Source organism: Chryseobacterium sp. AC405b, assembly GCF_979258685.1.
The window spans coordinates 476,734-498,385 of sequence record NZ_OZ409877.1; the positions used below are offsets into that span (position 1 = coordinate 476,734).

Genomic DNA, 21,652 nt, shown 5'->3' on the forward strand with positions numbered 1-21,652 from the left:
TCTGTGATATTTATTTGCAGACAAAATTGTATGATTAGAATAACTAATAATGCAATTCTACTCAATTGCGTAAAGTTTAATGCTTGATATTAAATAGCTTAGATAATTCGTAATAGATAGTTTCCTCAAAATCATTAGGTTTCACAGTTATTGCCCGTGAAAATGTTCCTTTGTCAAAATTGGAATTATATTCGTTTTCCATAACCTCAATAATAGTGGTGTCTTGAAAATCCGGATTTATAATATGATGGTCTTTTAAGAATCGGTGGATTCTGATGAAAGAAGATTTCTGATCCACGAGCAGATTGTGATTTTCATCGATGAATTTTTTGTCTTTTAAAAAAGCGATGAAAATTTTAGAACTATCTTCACCAATCATAATATCTGATAAACGAACTTCTCTATTTGTTTTGCTTTGTAAAGCAAAATATAGAAAAAGCGTGGTTTCGGCGCCACTTAGAAAATTGCCTTGCAACTTCATTAAATTACTTGAACTTATCAGGCTGTTTGATTCTTTCTTATAATGATCTAAACAATAGCGAATCTTGTCTTCAAAATTATGATTTCGTGATGTATCAATATCTTTGAAATGAAAACTGAAGAAGTTGTCTAACTTTTCATATCTAATCAAATACTCATTCCTCAATTTTTCATTGAGTACAACTTTAGAAGATTTTTGCTTGGCTTTTTCTATTCTCTTTTGAAACCGCTCCTGAATCTTTTCTCGTTTTATCAAATGATAAAGCATCATCGGATAGCCGACAAATTCCTCCCAAAAATTCCAACGTCCGTAAAGTTTTTTATGATCCATAATTATAATTGTGATTATTTAAAAACCTCATTCATATAGTTGATCTTATCATCTTCGCTTGGTCTGTAGTAGGCATTAAACACTTCTAAGCTGGTATGACCGGTGTAGCTCATAATTACCTTATCCGGAACTCGTTTGTTCTTCATTATAGTAATAAAACTTCTTCTTGCAGTATGCGAGGAAATTCTCGTCCAAAATTCAGCTTTTTGGTCTACCAGCTCATCACCATATTTCATAGTTCTTTTTATTTCATCAGTAAACTCTAACTTTTTAAAAACCTCTTTGATATATTCATTCATCTTTTGATTTGTAATACTTGGCAGATTATAATCATACTTTTCCAGTATTGATTTAGAAATACTGTTTAAAGGAATTGCTAAGTTTTTAGATTTACTTTTTAAATCAATAACCCGTATGAAATTTCCGTCAACATCACTTCTGGAAATCGTACTGTAATTGCCAAACCTCATTCCGGTAGTACAACCAAAAACAAAAAGATCACGAACCTTTTCTAATCTTTTGTTTTCACTGAGATTGTAATTATATATGAGTTCAACTTGTTCATAATTCAAAGCTATTTCATCAGTTGTAAATTTCGCAGGTTTCTTGAAAGCAATAAAATTGTTATTGTAAGTATATTTTTTATTTAGAGCCCAAAGAAGAAAAGTCTTGAGCAGACCAACATTTCTATGTAATGTATTTGCAGAATGTTTCTTTTCTTCAATACAATATTTTAGAAATTTGTTATAAAGTTTATTGTCAAATTTTCCTAAGCTGATCTTTACTTTGCTATTGCTTTCAAAATCTTCGAGTAAATTCTTATTGCATTTGTAACGCTTTAGAGTTGAGTTTGAAATCGAATTACCGGTATAGTCGTTTTCCTTCTCATCTAAAAACTCCTGATAAATTCTAAAGAAATCACTTTTAACTGTTATTTTTTTGAATTTTTCATCAAATCTTTGTTTAAGAATATCAACGGTAAGTTCTTCATTTATGTTCTTATATCGATTAACAATCTCTGTAAAAAAACTACTATATCTATCCAACTGCATTTTAACACTTCGATGAATCTCTGCCCTTTTAGTTCTTCCGTTTAGGTCATTAGGTTGCCTACCTTCAAAATCCCATTCGGTTGGTTTTATTTTCTCACCAGTAGAATAGATAAAATTCTTACTTTCATTGTTGAAAAATGAACGGAAATAAATCAGAGTTTCCTTTGTACCATTGGGTTGCTTGAGTTTAAAAGTGTAATTCATCAGGTGCCAGTTTAGGTGCTACTTCTTCTATATTTAGACATAAAAACTAAGTATATTAGTTTATACAAATATAGTTAAAATGCTGATAAATAGAGAACTTACATATTTTAAGTTATGTTAAAATATATAAGGTTCGAAAACCTCCAACTCCACCAAGATTAATTTTAGGCACCTTTGGGTGTCTTTTTTTATGCCGTTATTACAGGTTTTAGAGAGATTCAGAAAAACTGAGTATCTGTAAGCTGATTCCCAAGAAAAAAATCAAAAAAAATTTTGAAAGTAATTTCATCTTAATACACTTTAAATTCTGTTTCGCCTTGTGGAATGTAGAAAAAATGCCTTACTTCGAATGTAGAATTATTTCCCTCTTTTTTTAATTTTCCTAATAGTGCATTTTTTCCTCTTAATTTAGTGTTTTGAGAATTTGTGATAAATGCGACTAATCTGCCATTGCCAAAGAATTCCATCTTATAATTTTCTATAGGCTGCATTTCAATTTCAGAATTTTTATATAAACTTATGATATGTTCCCATGCTTTTTTTATTTCTTCTTTTGATTCATAGGAAGATATAAATGTACTTTTTAAATTATCATAAGCAAGTCTAGCCATATTATCATACTCTTTGTTTTGATAAACGCTGCTTATCTTCTTGTATTCTGCCAATAATTTTGCTTCTAATGTTTTTTGATCAAATTTTCTTAAGTTTTGTGCATTTTCAAATGGAGAATTTAAATTATAGGGAACATCTACATTGATATCAAAACTTCCTTCATAATACATTTTTCCTGCTCCATCAAATTTTTGTTCACTATATTCTTCTGATATTTTTACTTCAGTAGATGGAGTTTTGTATTGCATATAATTTACATCATTCGCATCTTCATTTTTCAAATCATAAGAACTTAGTTCAAATTTTAAATATGTATTCTCTCTTAAAGTATTATAGTTTTCCTCACCTACTTCTCCAGCAGGATACATTTTATATGTTATTTTTTGAATACCATTTCTGAAAATATTTTGGTTAATCTCTACTGCAGATCCTCCTAATGGTTTATTGAAGTTTTTTTGTACAGGTATATCATTCACAAGTATATTGAAATAACAATAATAATTCTCATAGCGTAATTTATATACAGTTTCTTTCGGGTAATGTTTTACTTGTTTGGTAATTTCTTCTACGAGGTTATTTGCTGTAATATTTGGATTTTGATTAAGCATATTTTCTTTTTTTGTGAACAACTTTGTAAGCTGATTCCCAAGAAAAAAATCAAAAAATATTTTGAAAATAATCTCATCTTAATACACTTTAAATTCTGTTTCGCCTTTTGGAATATAGAAAAAATGTCTGATTTCAAATGTAGAATTATTTCCATCTCTCTTTAACTTTCCTAATAACGCATTTTTCCCTCTTAGTTTAGTATCTTCCGACTTTGTTATAAATGCAACCAATTTCCCATCACCAAAAAATTCCATCTTATAATTTTCTATAGGCTGCATTTCAATTTCAGAATTTTTATATAAACTTATGATATGTTCCCATGCTTTTTTTATTTCTTCTTTGGATTCATAGGAAGAGATAAATGTACTTTTTAAATTATCAAAAGCAAGTCTAGCCATATTATCATATTCTTTATTCTGATAAATATTTCGGATTTTATTATATTCTTTCAATAATTTTGCTTCTAATTCCTTTTTATCCATTTTTCTTAAATCCTGTGCATTTTCAAATGGAGAATTTAAATTATAGGGAACATTTACATTGATATCAAAACTTCCTTCATAATACGTTTTTCCTGCCCCATCAAATTTTTGTTCACTGTATCCTTCTGATATTTTCACTTCAGTAGATGGAGTTTTGTATTCCATAACATTGTTTCCCATAGAACCTGATGGAGCGTTTTTATCATCTGTAACTAATGTAAACTTTAGATTCGTGTTATCTTTCAAAGTCTTGTACTCTTGATCTTGATCTTCAATTTTTCCTGCAGGATACATTTTATAGGTTACTTTTTGTAATCCATTTTTGAAAAGAATATTATTAATTTCTATTGCTGCTCCACCTAAAGGCGTTTCAAAATTATTTTTTGCAGGTACGTCATTAACTAATACATCAAAAAGACAATAATAATTTTCATATTCTAATAGATATATCGGCTCTTTAGAATAGTTCATAACTTCTTTTGCTATTTCATCTGCTATATTGTCTGCGTTTATACTAGGATTTTGTATAACTTGATTTTTGCTTTGTGAACAACTTTGTAAGCTGATTCCCAAGAATAGAATCAAAAAAAATTTTGAAAGTAATTTCATCTTAATACACTTTAAATTCTGTCTCACCTTGTGGAATGTAGAAATATCTGTTTAAAAATAAAGGTCTTAACCCTCCATCATAATCTACTTTTGCCCAAAGAGCTGTATTGCCTCTAAAACGGTTATCTGTAGTGTCCAACATTAAAGCCGCCATTTTTCCATCTGCAAAAAATTCTAATTTATATTTTTCTATAGGTTGCATTTCAAAAGATGAGCTTTTATAAACTTTGTAAAACACATCCCAATTTTCTTTTATTGTTTGTTTAGATGCATAATTGGATACAAATAAATTTTTTAACATATTATATTCTAACCTTGCAATATTATCTAATTCTTTATTTTGATACACATTCCAAACTTCTTTATATTTTGCCAATAATTTTGCTTCTAATTCTTTTCTATCTATTTTCTTTAAATCTTGGGCATTTTCAAATGGAGGATGCAATTCATACGGAACATCTATATTCAAATCAAAACTTCCCTCATAATAGGTCTTACCAGCTCCCTCAAATTTAAAAGTAGAATAATCTGGAGTCACTTTCGTTTCAATTTTCGGAACTTCATATTTTAGGTATTCTATATCATCTGCTTGGTCATTTTTTTGATCATAAGAACCTAATGATAAAGTAAAATTTGTATCTTCTGGCAATGTGGGATAATTTTCATTATACTTGTTATTTTTGCCTAATGGGTATAATTTATAGGTTACTTTATGTTGTCCAGATTTAAAAACTACTCTATTAATATCAAATGCATCTGCTAATAAATTATCAAAGTTTTTTGCGACTAATAAATCATCAATATAAACTTCAAAATAACACATGAAAGCAGTTTGTGATAATGCATAAGTAGGTTCTTTTGAATAGTGTTTTACTTCTTTATCTATTTCTTCTACGATGTTATCTGCGGTAATTTTAGGGTTTTGCATAATTTCTTGTTTTTGAGAACACGCTAAAAAGCATGTGAAAATGTTTAGAATTAAAATTATATTTTTCATTGTATTTAATGTTTAAATAATTGTATTTTGAATAAGTCAACTTCAAATGGTTCTATTAATGTAAAAGGAGTAGGTTTACCATCATTAGAAGACCAATCTAATAAATTCCCGAATAAATTATCTTTAACAGATAAACTACCAAGATATGTACCTTCAACACCAGTGAAATAAAGTGTCTTTGTAATAAACAATCCTTCATTCGGATTATGCCCGTATTTTAGCTTTATACCAGTAGCTCCTTTTAATTCTACATTTACCTTTGCATCTATTTGAGTTTGAAAAGGGTCGAATTTAAAAAGTTTTTTAAATTGTATGTCAATATTTGCAGTAAAAGAAATTGGAGCTTTTAGCAACACCTCATTCTTAGAAGTAAGAATTCCGTTGCCCAGTTTATCTGTTATAGAATAGGTATTTGTGAGAACATTGCATTTCACATTATGTTCAAAAATAAACTCTCCTTTTACCTCTATAGATCCTTTTAGTTTAACACCTAAATTATCAAAATACTCTTTTATTTTGATGTTATTCTTTTTATTTTTCTCAAGTTTTTCCTGAGTTTTTTTATCTTTCGGAGTCCTTTTATTTTTAATATCAAGAGCTTTATCCATTATTTGAAATAAATCAAAATCTCTCTTAAAATCTATTGCTACCAAAGGAGTTGCCTTCAAATTGACTTCATATATCAACCCCAATCTTCCGTCTGTTTGCTTTTTATAGTACATTCCGGCATTAATGGCGATAGAAGGCGGTACGATCTCTATTCCTGCATCGCTCATTTTATCTAAAACCTTTTGTACCGCTTTTACTTTACTGGCTATTTTTGCAATCTTTCCTTTTAAATTTTTTCCGCGGGTAAGATAAATCATCAGTAGGTCTATTGCTATACCTATTACAACAAACGCATATATTACCGCAGCAGCTGCATATTTGGTGTATTGGGTTTTGGTAATAAGATTGGTTTGTGTACCTACCAGAGAAAGTTCTTGACCTGTTTTTTCTATCGTTCTATTGTGTAGTGTATGAATTCCATAGGTGTAATCTTCCGCTTGCCTTTTTATATATTCCAAAACGACATCTTCCCTAATCCATTGACTGGGTAGAATTTTAGAGATTTTAAATGCCGTACTGTTTGTAATTTCATCAATAACATCTGAAATGCCCGTGGTTAAATCATCAAAGTTTTTATTATTATGGAAGAAATATGTTCCTTCTCCTTTATAATTATACTGAAAATGTCCAATCCATACTACATCGGGATAAGTTCTTACTTCCAGTGTAGCTTTGTGTTTGTTGGCATAGTAAGCACAACTGTTGATTTTTTTTAGTAAACTTTAAATTCTGTTTCACCTTGTGGAATGTAAAATAAATGTTTAAGTTCAATAAAGCCTTTGCCATGATTTCCGGATTTAACATGGCAAACTAAAGCATTACCACCTCGAATTTTAGGATTTGAGCCATCAGTAAATAATGCTACAAGTTTTCCATTTGAGAAAAACTGCATTTTATAGTTTTCTATAGGCAAAATCTCTATATCACTTTTAAATAATATTTCACTAATTTCATCCCACGCTTCTTTTACCTGTTCTTTTGTTGAATAATTGGTGATGGACTGTGTCTTTAAATTATCATATACTAATTTTGCAATATCATCTTTATTTTTGTTTTGATAAATATGTCTAATCTTATTATATTCTTTAACCAATTTAGTCTCCAATTCTTTTTTATCCATTTTACTTAGATCCTGTGCATTTTCAAATGGAGGATGTATTTCATAAGGCACATCTACATTAACATCAAAGCTTCCCTCATAATAGGTTTTACCAGTTCCCGCAAATTTATATGTAGAATAGTCAGTTGTTACTTTGGTTTCAATTTTTGGTGTTTCATAATTAATATATTTTTTATCCTCTGAGTTGTTGTTTCTATTATCATACGATCCAAGATCAAGTTGAAGAGAAGTTTCATCAATTAGATTATTATAAGTTTCATTATAATCTTCATATTTTCCGATAGGATATAATTTATATTTAACTGTGTATTTTCCTTTCCTAAAAATTGCAGTATTAATATTAAATCCTGATCCTGACATTTTCTTAAATTCACGATAAACAGGCATATCATTAATAGAAGTTTCAAAAAAGCACATATCATTTGTGTAGCCCATTACAAATATAGGTTCTGATGGGAAATGGTTAACTTCTTTAGTTAACTCTGTTACAATATTATCTGCTGTGATATTTGTATTTTGCATAACTTGATTTTTGCTTTGTGAACAAGCCATAAGGCTTGTAAGTATGATTGTACTTAATATTAATTTTTTCATTTTTATTTAAGATTTGAATAATTTTATTTCAAATAAAGGGATTTCAAAAGGTTCTATTAAAGTAAAAGGAGTTGGTTTACCATCGTTAGTTTCATATTCATACAAACCAAAGAAACTTTCAGCTTTTATACTTCCTTTATATGTCCCTTCTACACCAGAGCAATAAAGCGATTGAGCTACGAATAAACCTTTGCCACCTTTGCTATCCACTCCATATTTTAATTTTACACCTGCTGCGCCTTTTAACGCGAACACTACTTTTCCTTCAATAGAAGGTTGTAATTTTGTGAAATCAAATAATGCTTTATATTTTATTTCTATTTCCGCATAAAATTTAATCTGTTCCTTAATAATGGTTTCATCTTGAGCATTAAAAACAAGATTCCCTAATTTGTCAGTAAAACTATAGGTGTTGGTCAGAAAGTTATATTGTATTTTCTTTTCAAACAAAATGCTTCCAGTGATGTCTATAGTTCCTTTAATATTAAGTATTCCTTTGCTTTTAAAATACTCTGCAATTTTACTATTGTTCTTTTTGTTTTTTTGCAATTTTTCCTGAACTTTTGCATCTTTAGGATGTACGGCATTTTTTATCCCCTCTATTGTTTTGGTAATCAAGTCCAAAAGATCAAATTCTTTTTTATAGTTCAGCGCCACCAAAGGATTGGCTTTTAGATTGGCTTCGTAAACCAAAGCTAATCTGCCATCTTTTTGTTTTTGGTAGTACATCCCTGCATTGATAGCAATAGATGGAGGTATAATTTCTATCCCTGCATCCTCCATTAATTTAATGTACTGTTTGGCTTTTTTTAGCGATTTAGCTAATTTTAGTATCCTGCCTTCTAAATTTTTCCCTCGTGTAAGGTAAATCATAAGTAGGTCTATAATAATGCCTACTACAACAAAGCCGTATATAACTCCTGCTGCAAAATAATTGGTATATTTAGTTTGAGTAATAAGGTTGGTTTGTGTTCCTACAAGAGAAAGATCTTGTCCTATTTTTTCTACAGCTCTATTATGAATAGTATGGATTCCGTAAGTGTAATCTTCTGCCTGTTTCTCTATGTAGGGTAAAATAATTTCTTTTGCTATAAAGCCACTTGGCAAAATGGAGTATATCTTAAAGAAAATAGAATTTGTCAGTTCAATAATAACATCTGAAATGCCCGTGGTTAAATCATTAAAGTTTTTATTATTATGGAAGAAATATTGTCCTGCTCCTTTATAATTATACTGAAAATGTCCAATCCAAACCACATCGGGATAGGTTCTTACTTCCAGTGTAGCTCTGCTCTTTTCAGCATAGTAGGCACAACTGTTGATATGGAAACCAAAAGGGTAATAAATAGGTGTAACAATAATTGTGTTCCCGACTTTGGTAGGCGGTAAAGGATTTAAAAACTTACCCAGCAAAAATGCATAGTTTTTAGGAAAATCTTTATTATTAGAGAATACTCCATGAGAAACCGTGTTGCCGGATTTTGTATGTTTTACTTTTCCGTAATCATATACCAATACTTCTGTTTTTTTATGTTTTTCTTTTCGGAAACATGCTTTATCTGTTCGGTTGATAATGTTTACGGTAATGTTTCTTGGTTGATCTAAACCTCCTACTACGGTTTCATACACCATTGCATCTTGGTTGTACTCCAGGTAACTGAAGTCTATCTCTACACGACGGTTTTTTTTGTATGCTTCTTCGGTTTTACCAGCCACGGTAGGGTTTACTTCTCCAAAGCCTCTTGTTTTTATTCTGTTTTTGTCTAGACCTCCGTTAGAGAAAAAGTCTCTTACCGCCTGCGCTCTTCTTTCGGATAATGCCTGATTGTAATCTAAAGTTCCCCTGTCATCTGCATGCCCGGAAAGCATCATCTCCAAATGCTGATTGTAGAGCAAGAAATCCAGCAGATATTTAAGCGTGTCTTTTGCATCAGAGCGTATATCGGATTGGTCATAATCGAAATGCACCCTAAAATTTACAATTTGGGTTTCTGCAGTTGTTTTTTTCAGTAATGTATTTCCTTCTTTGAATACAGGGAAAGTTTCTCCATTATCCTGTATGCTGATCTGCTCGAATTTACACAGATGGGTATTCTTTTTATTTTTGTCAGGTTCTCCTGTTTTCGTAGGAGTATTGTTGGTAGACGGTTCTATTGTTTTGCTTACCACCTCATTTTTTATTCTTAAAAAACGTGCGTGTATGGTATCTTTTCCATCACTCACATATTTTCCTGAAGCGGCTTTTACCTTTACGTAAAATTCTTCTTGTTCTTTTGGGTTTCCTATTTTTCCGTACCATAAGGAAGAGTTACCTATTTTCAGGTTAATTTGTCCGTCTATCACTTCTACATTGGTGTAAGTGTGCATCAATCTATCATCTTTATCTCTGCCACCGCCTTCAACAACTTTATAGATATCCACAGTTACTTTATCGCCATTAAGTCCCTCTGTATCTAAATGCAAATAAATGGCATTCCCATAAGAAAAAGTATGTGTTTTTCTTACGTCGTCACCACCTTTTTGGGTACACCATTTACTGCTTACAACTTTTGGCGGACACCATCCTTTTACATACAGCCCTGTTATATTTTTAAAATCTTGTTTCCCCGATAAACTAGCTTCTATGTAATAGTGATATGAGCCACAAAGTTTTTTTTCAATTTTAAAACCATATGTATTGATAGAAGGCATAGAAATTTGATTAATAATCACTTTTCTATTGCGATCAATAGTTTGTCGCATCCATGTGATGGGTCTCTTTTTGTCTTCCGCTGTAGTACCTGCTTCCCATTCTGCAATTGCAAACCAAACCCATTGATCTGGCGCAATGGTTAAACGGTGATTTGGAACAGACATTTTAGGATATATAGAACCTTCTGTATATTTTATTTTTTTTACACCTTTTGCCATTTTTTGTATTTTTTTACTTTGTGCTGTCCTCACAACCTTCATGTGTCGGTTGCTTTTTATACATTTCTTCTGGGTCTACCAGCGGATTTATTTGCGTATGCACATCTTTATTTGCATTTTTAAAATTCTGCTGGCTGGCTTCAGTTCTTTGTCCGTGGTCTATAATTTCTATACAGGGTGTTCCTGCAATAGCACAGACCGCTTTGCTATCTTCCAAAATAATATTACCACCATTACTTAAAGTAACTTCTTTATAAAAGTCTTTCCATTCTGTAATCATCGGTTTGCAAGGAGGTGGCGGATTGCCCATTTTGGTGCAATTGCCAAAGGTGTTTTTCTCCAATGTTGCTCCGCCTATTTCTTTGGTGGTGACTATCAGTTTTTTAGATGCATTCTTATCATTGGCGTATTCCTTTTTATGAGAAAGCACTTTTATTTTATCAGGAGCCTGTCCAAACTGACATTTACATAGAGCTCCTTGTACTACAATGTGTTTTTCTGCCATAACTTATTTTCTATCGTTGTATTTTTTTAAATTTTCTGCAATCTCTTGCCTTTCTTTTTCTTCTCTGTATTCGGGATCATTCATTTCTTTGAAAAACTCTTTCACCCCACCCCAAAAGCTCTTCTTTGGTGATACCTTTTCTTGAAATACTGAAGTTTCTCTGTTCCGTAGATTAATGCTTCCTGTTTCAGATAGATTGGCGATGACTACAGATACTTTTTTTGTTTCTTCTAAATCTATACTGCATTCTAAATGTACCGCTTCGGGAAGACAGGAGTTTGGATTCAGAAATGCCTGCACAGCGATATTTCCAAAAGGCTCCACTGCTTTTATTTCCTCTTGTTCGTCAAAGGCAAAAAGGTTTCCATTAATAAAATCGGCTTTGGAACGTTGATCATCTAATATGCCTTCCATTTCAATATTGACCAGGTTGTAGTCATCCAAATACGGATCTGCCTTTGCCTGTATTTTGTAACGGGGCTCTATTCCGTTTTCTATGACAGGGAATGTAATATGTTTTTCTGCGGTAAAATCTTTTCCGTAATTGAAACAATATCCCATAAATAATGTTCTAAGAAAAAAGTCGCCTGACATATAGAAATTGATTTGCTCGGGAGCTTCTAATATTTCCTCAATTTTCAGGAAATAATTTTCTACCATATCTCCCTCAAACTCTTTTTGCAGATTCTTTTTTACGGTCTTCCAGCGTTCCGGGTAAATATTGCATTTGGCAATTTCTTCCCAGTTTCCGTCTTCATCTACCATCAAATGCATAGGGAAAAGCACCTTGGAAGTTTCGTAAGCCAAAAGATCCGCAATATCATTCGCTTCTTCTTCATTGATGAATATTTTTGAGGTGCGGTCGATTTCAAAAATGTGAAAGTCTCCATATTTTTGCATCCATTTTACAGAGGTTTCATATTTGAGTTCATTTTTTTCTTCTCCGTTTTCCAAAGTAATCATTACTCCGTATTTATAATGAGTGTTTACAGGCGAATAAATCAGTTTATTATTAGGAGCAAAACTTACTTTTTTGCGTTCTTTTTCTAGTAATGTTTCTCCTGAATTGTTTTCCGATTTAGATTTTGGAACGATGAGTTCCTTCTGATTTTCTATTTCAGAATTTAGTAACTCGGGTAACGGACAGTATCTGTTGTGGTAACTGCGGAGTTCTTCTGCTGTTATCTCATAATGCTTGGCCACGCTTTGCAGTGTGTCGCCTTTTTGAACGATATGAAGATGATTTTTCATTAAAGCCTTTGATTAGTGAGTGTCTCTTTCCCAATCCCAATTAGGATCCATACCTGTTGCATATCTATCTGCAGACCAATGAAGATATTTATTTCTTAATGTTCTCAAATCTTTTTGCTCATCAAGTTCTCTTTTATAATTTGAATCATTCTCCTTACCCTTATATTTTTTGTTAACTTCATCAAACCATTTGAAATCATATGACTTTCCATTTTCAAATACATAGTTTCTCAATCTTTTTTCAATACGTAACAATAAAGAGTCTTTCGAATAATCATATTTTTGATTAATTTTAGTAGGTAGTATCTTATTGCATTGTGCTAAATTTGCTTTTTCTACCATAAATTTTAGTGGAATAAAACTATATGTTTTCCAAAGAAATCTTTTACCAGTTAAAGCAAAATAAGCATTACCTCCGATATAGGATAGCTGATCTTTATGATACCAACCTTCAGCGATAATCTTTTCTTCAATTGGTTTTAAGCGACTTTTATGCGTCCAATCTGTCGCAATCTCTCTAACCCATTCTACTTCAGACAAATAACTTCCGCCAATATCAGAATGAACGCCGGGAAATGTTTTTTCTTCTCCTACATGTGTATGCGTAAGATCAAAATTTTCTCTATGTTCATCGGTTGCTATAAAATGAACCACTTTTTTTGCAGAAGAAATTTCATTTAAATGTAATTCTCCAACATCATTATTAAAATTATGATCCGCCATACCCACCATTGTATCTACTGCAGGATCGTAAGAAGAAACGGTGTCATAAATTCCTAAAAAACGAATAACTATTCTGTCTACGGTAATATTTGCGTCTTTAAGTTTCAAACCCAAATATCCTCTAGCAGGAGGTTTTTGCATAGGTACCTGTTCTCCTTCTTCATTATAAAATTTAGTAACGTCTTTTTTAGTCTTGCTGGTTATTTTATCATTTTTCCTATTTATCTCATACACAAAATTTCGTGCTGCAGCTGCTCCTCTGCTAAATCCAAAAACATCCAAAGTCAAGGTGTTGATTTCTCTAGGTAGTCTTTTTACAATTTCCTCACATCCCTTCTTGACTTTTTTTCTAATGCCTGTTGATTTTGAACCCATTGCAAAGCCAAACTGATCATCTTTCAGCCTGTCTTCTGTTCCTATTCCTTCTATGTAAATTGGATATTTTTTATCTACGCAAGATTCGGACATCCTTGCAACATTACTCCAGTCATTATCATAGCTGGTATCTTTTTTTTCACTTATCTGTCGCTCTTTCCAAGTCTTAATACCATTTTTTTTATAAATAGAAGTATTGTTTTCCCGTTCTTTGGTGTTGGTCTTATTATTGAGGGTGCCATCAAAAAAAATCGCGAAGTCAATATCAATTCCTTTTTTAGGTTCTTCAGGCGGTGTGTAGTTTCCAAATTTTATGTTTGTCATTATTTTGCTTTAGTCTGGTTCTACATATTTGTCCATTTGGGTAATGGGATATTGCTTGCCATTTTGTTCTACATATACTTTTGCATCCTTATTACTGCTTACATCTACCACAATATCAATAGGCGCAGTCCTGTCTAATTTTTCTTTAAAAAGTAAATAAATTTGCGATTCATAAAAGTCCCATGGAAGGAAAGCTGTCCATTATACTTTTTATTTGCCTGTCTTATATATTCTGTATTGCCTGTAAAAGCTATTTGAGAAGAAAATTTTTCTCCTTTGGCGTTTTCTCTCCAAGCCAACTCGAAATAGTAAGGAATTGCTCGTTTCGCATATGGCAATATAATGCTAGTGTTATTTTCTATTGTGCGTTCTTTTTCACCATTACACATTTCAAGATACCTCCATCGAAGAGTATTATCTTTAGGCAATATCAATTGTAATCTCCAATTGAATTTCTCTCTATAATCGTCATAAATTTTTGGATCAGGATAACCATATTTCTGTATTCTACTATATACTAAAGGATCTGTTAGTCCACCGTTTGGTATATCTTTTAACATTTCATTTCTATAATACGGCTTAAATATATATTGGAAATCTTCATAGGCTTCTTCTTTGGTTATTTTGATTTCCTTTCCTTGAAAACTGCCTACTTCTATCTGGCTTCTGTTTCCATACATCCAAAGTACCAATCTCCCTTTGGGAGCCAATCCTACAATAAAAGTATCATAAGTTCCTTTTTTGAAATTATCAAAATTATTCTGAATAAAGCCCTCCTTGAAAAGTCTCCCTATTTTTTCAGTATCCAATTCCCAATGCCCCGCATAAAATTTATCTTCTACTACAGAATACCAAGTAAACTCCAATGTGTGCGGGATCTCGTGTAATCCATCTGACGTGCCCATAGCTTCTCCATAACTTCCCCAGCCCTGATTAACAGTTCCAACAATATCACTATAATCGTACTGATAGTCATCTGCTATAATTTGCCCATAATAGCATTGCATCTGGTATTCTTTTGGAGCACAAATACCTCCTGACCAATTAAATTTTTCTTCCATTTTTTTGTGTTCCTTGCAATTTATAAGTGAAAATGTAAATAGCAGTATTGATATCTTAAAAAAAAATTTAACTCCATATGCTGTTTTGTATTTAATGTTAGTCATTATTTTGCTTTAGTTCGGTTCTATTTCACGAAATCTAACAATGGTTTTGCCTACAATTTTGTAGTTGGGCAAATAAGCCCCGGAAATAGCTCCAAATTGAGAATTCCAGTGAATGTATTTGCTTCTCAGTCGGTTCAGCATATTATGGTCATATACTTTAAATTGAAACTTTCTACATCCTTTGTGTTTTTTAAATCGAGTTTTTTCCGCATTTGCTCAATCTCTGGTTTGGTATGGTAGGTCATTTTCGGTAGTTCACCATTAATATACTTTTCTAAACGCTGTTTTACTTTGTTTAAATCTAACTCGTCTGGTTTGCCCTGTTTTGGAATCCCAAAATATTTATTCAAATCAGTCATTTTTACAGTTCCAGCATATTCCTTATTTAGTTTTTCTGCATAAGATGTAGCGTAACAAAACTATAGGTATTGCGAATACCTTTGCGATTAATATGCGTTTCGTGCCAACTGTTAGGGCGTACAACTTCTAATTCTTTGAACCATCCCTGAGCAATTAAATCGTTTAAATCGTTGTTGAGTATTTCATCCCATTCTTCATCACTGCGACCTCCCGATACATTATCAAAATCCATAATCTGAACACCATCTTCATCCATTTTATCGGTATAGCAACCGCCAACATCAGAATGTACACCGGATAAATAAAAATACTGCCATCTTTTATGGTGGCTCTACAGGTTACTTAAGAAAAAGAACGCTTTCTTTATTTTTCTTGCCAATAATTCAGTTCTGGAAAAGTTAATTTTTCTCTGCTTTCCCATTTGGGGAATACAAATCCTTTGGGAAGCGAGTATTTGGAAACATTAAAAGTTTTTGTTTCAAAATTGAATTTCGCTAACCTAAACTTCATTATTTCCATCTTTTCATTGGAACTTTGTAAAAAAATCTTACCATAATTACTACCATTATTTTCATTTTTCTCTTCAACGGTAATTACAATTTTTGTATTTATACCATATTTTTTTTCAAAATCATTTAATATATTAGGGAATTTTTGAGGTAAAACAACAAATCCTTCATACCAATCTTTCTTGTCACGAGAGATCCATCGTATTGAAAATTGTACTGGCAGTTTTTTAGAATTTATTTTATGTTTCTCATTAAATTTTAATAAATCTTCTGAATCAGAATAAACATAACTACCATCTCTAGTAAATCCTGTGATTGCTATATCAAATCCTGAGTTTAGTTTATTCTCACTACTAAAACCAATATCATAATTATATTCCTTTTCTCCTTTTTCCCATACGGAATATGGAATACCGTGGATTTTCCAATAGGTTAAATAATCAATCCAATATTTAATATCTTTTTTCTTATAATTTTCATCTATGTTAGCATCTTCCTCTCCTTTAACTTTGAATTTTGCCACTTCAGTTGTTGTACCTCCGCCTTGCATCCAGATGGCAACATTACCACCAGGTGCCATACCTGCTACTATAAGGCTATAATCCGTTCTTACTCCAGTATAAATATCTACACTTTTTTCTTTAAAAAGATTCAGCATTTTCTCTCTTGGCAACCTAAAACCTCCCTTATAAACCAAGTTATCCACAGAACAAACCCAGCGTACAGAAACGCTATCAGGAACATCTTTATATATGTCACCTCCTGTATAACCTCCACTGGTAATTCCCCACCCCTGATCTGCGCCTGTTCCACTAGATGCTCCTGCAATACTTTTCCCTTTGTAAAAAAAATCTATAAAAGGTGCCCCAGAAGGATAATTCTTCGGTGCTGAAAGCCCAGCATTCCAACTGAATATTTCTGATGATTTATTCCCCTCAAAACACTTGTATAATGATAAGATAATTATCATCGACAGAATAAGACTCAGAAAATAATTTAAGTATTTTATCATAATTAGTTTTTACCGCTTGCTAATACGATTAATAATATAAAAATAGCATAATAAATTAAAATCCCTATCGCCATCAAAATACTGAAAACAATGAATATTATACGGTTTTTATTTGCTGTAAAAACACTACAAATAATTAATAATGCTAAATAAAAACCTAATAAATAAAAGAAATTTTCTAAAAAGTCATTAGATAAAAATCGGTATTCATTTGTATATATTATAAACGATACCAGAAATATTAAAATTAACAACACAAAAGTTGTTGCTGATAACTTCATTTTATTTATAAATATTTCTTTCATTATTATTGTGGGCTATTATAGATTTCTCTTTGGTAGCTTATTCTGCCATCTTTTATGGTAGGTTCTACGGGCTGATTTAGAAAAAGAACACTTTCTAATAGGTTATGATCTCCTGTTTTCACCGTAAGAAAATCATTCTTGAATCCCCCAAAGTGGGCAGAAAGATGTACATATTTGTTGCATATATGGCTGTACATTTCTGTAGGCATCTTGTAGGAACCATCTTTATCACTATTCTCATCTTTTGATACTTTCTTCATCAACTCAAAATATTTTTGGAGCATTTCATCATCCGGTAATTCATATTCAAATTTATATGGTGGTTTTGGTTTGGCTTCATCATAATTTTTATAAAAAGGCACTTTGTTCTCAATTGCTTTATCCAACATAAGATACATTGGCACGAGAGAATACTTGTTTGATATGTATCTGGAATCTTGTAAAACATAATGATCTGATTCATTGGTTTGATACACTTGATAATAAGGATCTTTTGAGATTGTTTTTCCTTCATCCGGAAAATCATTCGGTGCTTTTATATTCCTATTATAAATACCAACTCCCATAGAATGAGGTGTTATTGTGGTTTCGGTAACGTGATCATAGGTATTTGTAAACTGTAACGCATCATTTGTGCATAAATATTGGTGTACGTAAAATTGTTTGAATTTTTCCATATCTGCTAATGTACTCTCATTACTTTTTGGAATATCAAAAAACGACAATACCGGTTCATATTTATCTAATTCTGCATAGCCACCCCCGATATCTGAGTGTGCACCCAACATTTCTAATGTGTACCCTTGCTCAGAAGGTGTAAAGGGAAAGTTTTTCCGCCATTCTGTGCTGGCTTTTATATGGAAAACCTTATCAATTCTTAATCTGCTTAGATTGGTCTTGATATCTTCGAGAGCTTCCTGTGCCAAAGGTGCGAAAGAAAGCAAAGGGAAGAGTACCCCACCCAAGCCGATTTTGTACCCCATATTTTCTTTTACTACCATATCAGATATCACGGTATCAAAAAGTCCTAGAAACCGAATTTCTATGGTAAAAGTTTCTCCCACAGGTTTGTAACCCGCATTTTTTAACTCTGCTCCCAATAGACCTCCTGCGTGTAAGGATATAAGCATTTTTCCAGTTGGCAAAGGAAATTTATCATAAGGATCGTTCTTCATTTCTCTTGTATAGCTGGCTTTTTTGCTTACTTCATTACAAAAATGTCTGGCAGCCGTAGCACCACGGCTAAATCCAAAAGCATCAAATACTATCTTATTGATTTTTTTTTCTTTAGGGATATTTTTAAATTGATCTTTTACTAGGTTTTTAATGCCTTCTTCCACACGGCTTATCACACCCCAATCTCCTCTTGCCATACCAGAACCCAAAAGATCATCTGCTTCATCTTTTTTGGTACCTATTCCTTCAACATATTGTTTGAGGATAAAATGCTCTCCATATTCAGGATTGTTTGGATCCGTATAATTTTTCTCTTTTATCTCTTTATAAAGGTCAAAAAGTTTGGCAACATTAGAGTAGGGATTCCAATAGCTGTCACGGTCTGTTACTTTCACTACTTCTTTTTTTTCCCCGCCTTCATCTGTAGCCATAGTTTTAGTATATGAAAAATCAGATGGGATGGATTTGGCAATAATTTTATGTCCATTACCCTTAACATATGAGTAATAGGTTTTGTCAGAGTTATTCCTGTTATTCCCTGTTCCGTCAAAGAACATTCCTACATAGATGTTTACAGATCCTTTAGGTTGTTCTTCCTCTTCTTCAGGAAAATAATCCCCAAATTTAATGTTTGTTGCCATCAGACACTATTTTCTTGTTGCTTGATAAAACTAAATTTCCTTTTTTTGCTTCCACATTTATCTTTTCTGCAATCTTCTCTAATTTTCCCCCTACAGTTAAATTGTAATCATTTTTTACAGTAATTGTCATATTCTTTGCATTTTTTCGTATTGCCATGATATAATTTTAAATATTAGAAAAGTTTAGATTTGTCAGCACTGTTAAACTCTACGATCTTCCCACTTTGTATGGTCATATTTTCTTTTTCGCTAAATACAGAAACTTCACCTGCAACCTCATTAGAGATCTTGGCTTGTCTTTTAAAATCTATATCAACTAATTCGGTTCTCATATCGGATGTTTCTCTAATTTCACCGGAGGCAGTTTGCACAATATCGGTTCCCGCAACAGAAGTAATATTATCATTTGCTGAATTGCTGATATTTTTTCCTGCACTTACCAAAACATCCTTTCCTGCTGTCATAGTAATATTTTCTCCTGCATTTAATGTAAAGTTTTTAGGCGCATTCACATTAATATTTCCCTGTCCATCCATTAGATACGTATTCCCACTCGGATCTTCAATGAAAACAGAACCCTCAGCATCATTCAGAATAATCTTGGTTCCCGATCTTGTGTGAATAACTTTCTTATCATTTCCTGAAGTATGGTACGAACTGGTTTCAGAACCATTATAATGCGTTCCCATCACAAAAGGTTTTTCTGCATTTTGAGATTCGTGGCTTACCAGAACTTCCTCGCCAATCTCCGGGATAAAATGAAAACCTTTGCCTGATCCTGAATGTGGTTGTATCAGTCTGATCCACGGGGTTTTCTGTCCTTTATCTTCCTGCCACGGAAATTGCACCCGAACTCTTCCCATTCCCATCGGGTCGTTGTTATCCATCACTCTTGCAGGTTGTTCTTCGCCTTTCGGTACGGCTTCGGTATCGATGTAAGGGGAGGCATTGAATAAATCGGGGATTCCGACAAACTCGTTGTAATAATCACCCGGTTCGTAAACGTGCTTGATTTCTATAATCCGGTAGGTTTCCATTGCTTTACCATTGATGTCTGAAAGCTGGGTTCTTCCGCCTATTTTCAGTTCGGGAGTTTTACTTCTGCCTCTTACCTGCATCAGGTTCTCCCGCTTTTCTTTTTCCAGACGGACAGCTTCTGCCAATTGCCCTTCTGACCCTTTTTGGATTCCTGTATGGTTGAAGTGCATTTTTGGTTTTTTATTAAAAATGGTTTTCGAAGCAATGACCGCAATTGCCTGAAAAGGACTTTCCTTGAACTCGCTTTGTACACTATTACTGTGTTTCTCTATTTTGGCTCCGCTCTGCGAGTCATAACCCGTGAAGGTAAATTCCTGTGCCTGCATCCGCATCTCAAATTCAACATCGATCAGGTCCATATTTTCCCTAAGCTTCAAAACAGGCTGTACCTGACCTCCAAAAACCAGCTTTTCACCGTTGTAATACAAATATTCTCCGTGACGAATGGCGAGTCTCCGGATAAACTGATAATCAGATTCTTTGTATTGAACGGTGTAAGGAAGTGCTTTTTTGTTGTAAGCATTCAGGTGATTGGAGTCTATCTCTACCCGGGCTTCCTCCGGATATTCTTCGTTAACTTGCTTGATGATCTGTTCCAGTGTTTTGTCTTCAAAACTTTGGCAATCTTTTCCGCTTTCTAACAAAATGCCTGGTGCAAATCCTGTAATGTGCAAATCTCCGTAACCGCCACCTTCGTCTTTTTTGTTGCGGATTTTCCCGATGATGCCTCTGAAATAATACCGGGATTCGCCAAAACGCCAATAGGTAATTCCTATTTCTTTTCCGAGCAGTTTCCTGGAATTTTCCATCACATACCCTTTGAATGTGTCTAAAGCATCATCCGGAACGGTAATGGTAAAGGTATCGTGGTCATTGGTTTTCTGGTGAAGCTCTACTTCATAACTGTTTTTTCTCAGAAATTCTTTTCCGTCTATGGTCAACAGACAATAGACCATAGAGTTGGTTTTGTCGTGAAGCCAGTCTTGAAAAGAACGGCAAGTGCCGAATATAGAGGGATCGAGGTTTTCGCTTTCCATAATAACTTGTTTTTTTAAGGTGTTGTTACTTTAATGGTGATGGTGTTTTATTTTTTTCAATGATCGACCGTTTGTTCTGACCATTTTAATCATAGAAGTTTGTCTTTAATTTCAGCACCTTCATAAAATCGGTGCTTTGTTAATAGCTGACTATGAAAATTCTACCCTTCCCATTATTGTTTTTAAGTTTTATTCAATCCACTGTTTTTCGTGCATAGCTCCGTTGACGTTGAATTTCTTGGCAATCAGCCGCATCTCTATCTGAAGGGGCTGTTCGTTGTTGCCATTAAACTGCTCTGTGAACTCAATACAATATGCTTTTTCAAAGTTCAGCTCCTGAAGTTTACTCATTGCATCTCTTCGATAAAAAATTATTTTTCCGTTCTTCAACTGATTGTGATCCAGCATCCATGCTAAAAGTTCAGGGTTTCCCGTACTTTCAATCTTGATGATAATATCTCCGCCTTTGGGCATTCCTTTCGGTTTTCCGGTTCCGTCTATAGGTTGAATGAAATTGTATTTACATTCCAGGATATTGTAGGTTTCTCCGTCTAATTCTAGTTTTGATAAAAATGACATAGATATAAAGTTATAAATGATTAGTGATGAATGATCAATGAT

General features: G+C 32.8%; 20 protein-coding genes. All 20 read right to left on the reverse strand.

The annotated features are described in order from the left end of the window. Nucleotides 1-76: 76 nt before the first annotated feature. The 20 genes from ACZZZA_RS02335 to tssD all read right to left on the reverse strand — a co-directional run bounded on the left by ACZZZA_RS02335 (nt 77) and on the right by tssD (nt 21,610). The gene (locus ACZZZA_RS02335; RefSeq protein WP_056220632.1) at nt 77-811 is read right to left on the reverse strand and encodes a hypothetical protein; all 735 of its coding nucleotides are present in this window, start codon (nt 809-811) and stop codon (nt 77-79) included. 14 nt (nt 812-825) lie between these two features. After that, on the reverse strand, nt 826-2,067 hold the full coding sequence (locus ACZZZA_RS02340; RefSeq protein WP_463429611.1) for a tyrosine-type recombinase/integrase: 1,242 nt from the start codon (nt 2,065-2,067) through the stop codon (nt 826-828). Nucleotides 2,068-2,357: 290 nt separating this feature from the next. Then, nucleotides 2,358-3,287, reverse strand: a complete 930-nt coding sequence (locus ACZZZA_RS02345; protein ID WP_463429612.1) for a hypothetical protein — start codon at nt 3,285-3,287, stop codon at nt 2,358-2,360. Between the two features lie 78 nt (nt 3,288-3,365). Further along, complete coding sequence (locus ACZZZA_RS02350) at nt 3,366-4,379, reverse strand: hypothetical protein (RefSeq protein WP_463429613.1); 1,014 nt, start codon at nt 4,377-4,379, stop codon at nt 3,366-3,368. Nucleotide 4,380: 1 nt separating this feature from the next. Further along, nucleotides 4,381-5,376, reverse strand: a complete 996-nt coding sequence (locus ACZZZA_RS02355; RefSeq protein WP_463429614.1) for a hypothetical protein — start codon at nt 5,374-5,376, stop codon at nt 4,381-4,383. A 5-nt stretch (nt 5,377-5,381) separates the two neighbouring features. Beyond that, nucleotides 5,382-6,443, reverse strand: coding sequence for a hypothetical protein (locus ACZZZA_RS02360; protein WP_463429615.1), 1,062 nt, complete (start codon nt 6,441-6,443; stop codon nt 5,382-5,384). A 254-nt stretch (nt 6,444-6,697) separates the two neighbouring features. Then, nucleotides 6,698-7,699, reverse strand: coding sequence for a hypothetical protein (locus tag ACZZZA_RS02365; protein WP_463429616.1), 1,002 nt, complete (start codon nt 7,697-7,699; stop codon nt 6,698-6,700). Nucleotides 7,700-7,705: 6 nt separating this feature from the next. Further along, nucleotides 7,706-10,609 (reverse strand): OmpA family protein, encoded by a 2,904-nt coding sequence (locus tag ACZZZA_RS02370; RefSeq protein WP_463429617.1) that lies wholly within the window; start codon nt 10,607-10,609, stop codon nt 7,706-7,708. Between the two features lie 13 nt (nt 10,610-10,622). Next, entirely contained in the window at nt 10,623-11,114 is a 492-nt protein-coding gene (locus ACZZZA_RS02375) for a DUF4280 domain-containing protein (protein ID WP_463429618.1), read from the reverse strand. 3 nt (nt 11,115-11,117) lie between these two features. Continuing rightward, complete coding sequence (locus tag ACZZZA_RS02380) at nt 11,118-12,365, reverse strand: LysM peptidoglycan-binding domain-containing protein (protein ID WP_463429619.1); 1,248 nt, start codon at nt 12,363-12,365, stop codon at nt 11,118-11,120. Between the two features lie 12 nt (nt 12,366-12,377). Next, a complete protein-coding gene (locus ACZZZA_RS02385; protein ID WP_463429620.1) occupies nt 12,378-13,787 on the reverse strand; it encodes a phospholipase effector Tle1 domain-containing protein in 1,410 nt (469 codons plus the stop codon). 134 nt (nt 13,788-13,921) lie between these two features. Next, nucleotides 13,922-14,848: a DUF2931 family protein gene (locus ACZZZA_RS02390; protein ID WP_463429621.1), complete on the reverse strand. Its 927-nt coding sequence runs from the start codon at nt 14,846-14,848 to the stop codon at nt 13,922-13,924. Between the two features lie 239 nt (nt 14,849-15,087). Beyond that, on the reverse strand, nt 15,088-15,312 hold the full coding sequence (locus ACZZZA_RS02395) for a hypothetical protein (RefSeq protein WP_463429622.1): 225 nt from the start codon (nt 15,310-15,312) through the stop codon (nt 15,088-15,090). A gap of 26 nt (nt 15,313-15,338) precedes the next feature. Further along, nucleotides 15,339-15,569 carry a hypothetical protein gene (locus ACZZZA_RS02400; protein WP_463429623.1) on the reverse strand — a complete coding sequence of 77 codons (231 nt, stop codon included), beginning with the start codon at nt 15,567-15,569 and terminating at the stop codon, nt 15,339-15,341. Nucleotides 15,570-15,676: 107 nt separating this feature from the next. Beyond that, nucleotides 15,677-16,834 (reverse strand): DUF2931 family protein, encoded by a 1,158-nt coding sequence (locus ACZZZA_RS02405; protein WP_463429624.1) that lies wholly within the window; start codon nt 16,832-16,834, stop codon nt 15,677-15,679. 2 nt (nt 16,835-16,836) lie between these two features. Then, a complete protein-coding gene (locus tag ACZZZA_RS02410) occupies nt 16,837-17,139 on the reverse strand; it encodes a hypothetical protein (protein ID WP_463429625.1) in 303 nt (100 codons plus the stop codon). Nucleotides 17,140-17,141: 2 nt separating this feature from the next. Further along, nucleotides 17,142-18,956 carry a phospholipase effector Tle1 domain-containing protein gene (locus tag ACZZZA_RS02415; RefSeq protein WP_463429626.1) on the reverse strand — a complete coding sequence of 605 codons (1,815 nt, stop codon included), beginning with the start codon at nt 18,954-18,956 and terminating at the stop codon, nt 17,142-17,144. Then, a complete protein-coding gene (locus ACZZZA_RS02420) occupies nt 18,940-19,113 on the reverse strand; it encodes a hypothetical protein (RefSeq protein ID WP_463429627.1) in 174 nt (57 codons plus the stop codon). Before ACZZZA_RS02420 ends, ACZZZA_RS02415 begins: the two co-directional genes overlap by 17 nt. Nucleotides 19,114-19,129: 16 nt before the next feature. Continuing rightward, entirely contained in the window at nt 19,130-21,031 is a 1,902-nt protein-coding gene (locus ACZZZA_RS02425) for a type VI secretion system Vgr family protein (RefSeq protein ID WP_463429628.1), read from the reverse strand. Between the two features lie 189 nt (nt 21,032-21,220). Further along, nucleotides 21,221-21,610, reverse strand: coding sequence for a type VI secretion system tube protein TssD (gene tssD, locus ACZZZA_RS02430; RefSeq protein ID WP_463429629.1), 390 nt, complete (start codon nt 21,608-21,610; stop codon nt 21,221-21,223). Nucleotides 21,611-21,652: the final 42 nt, after the last annotated feature.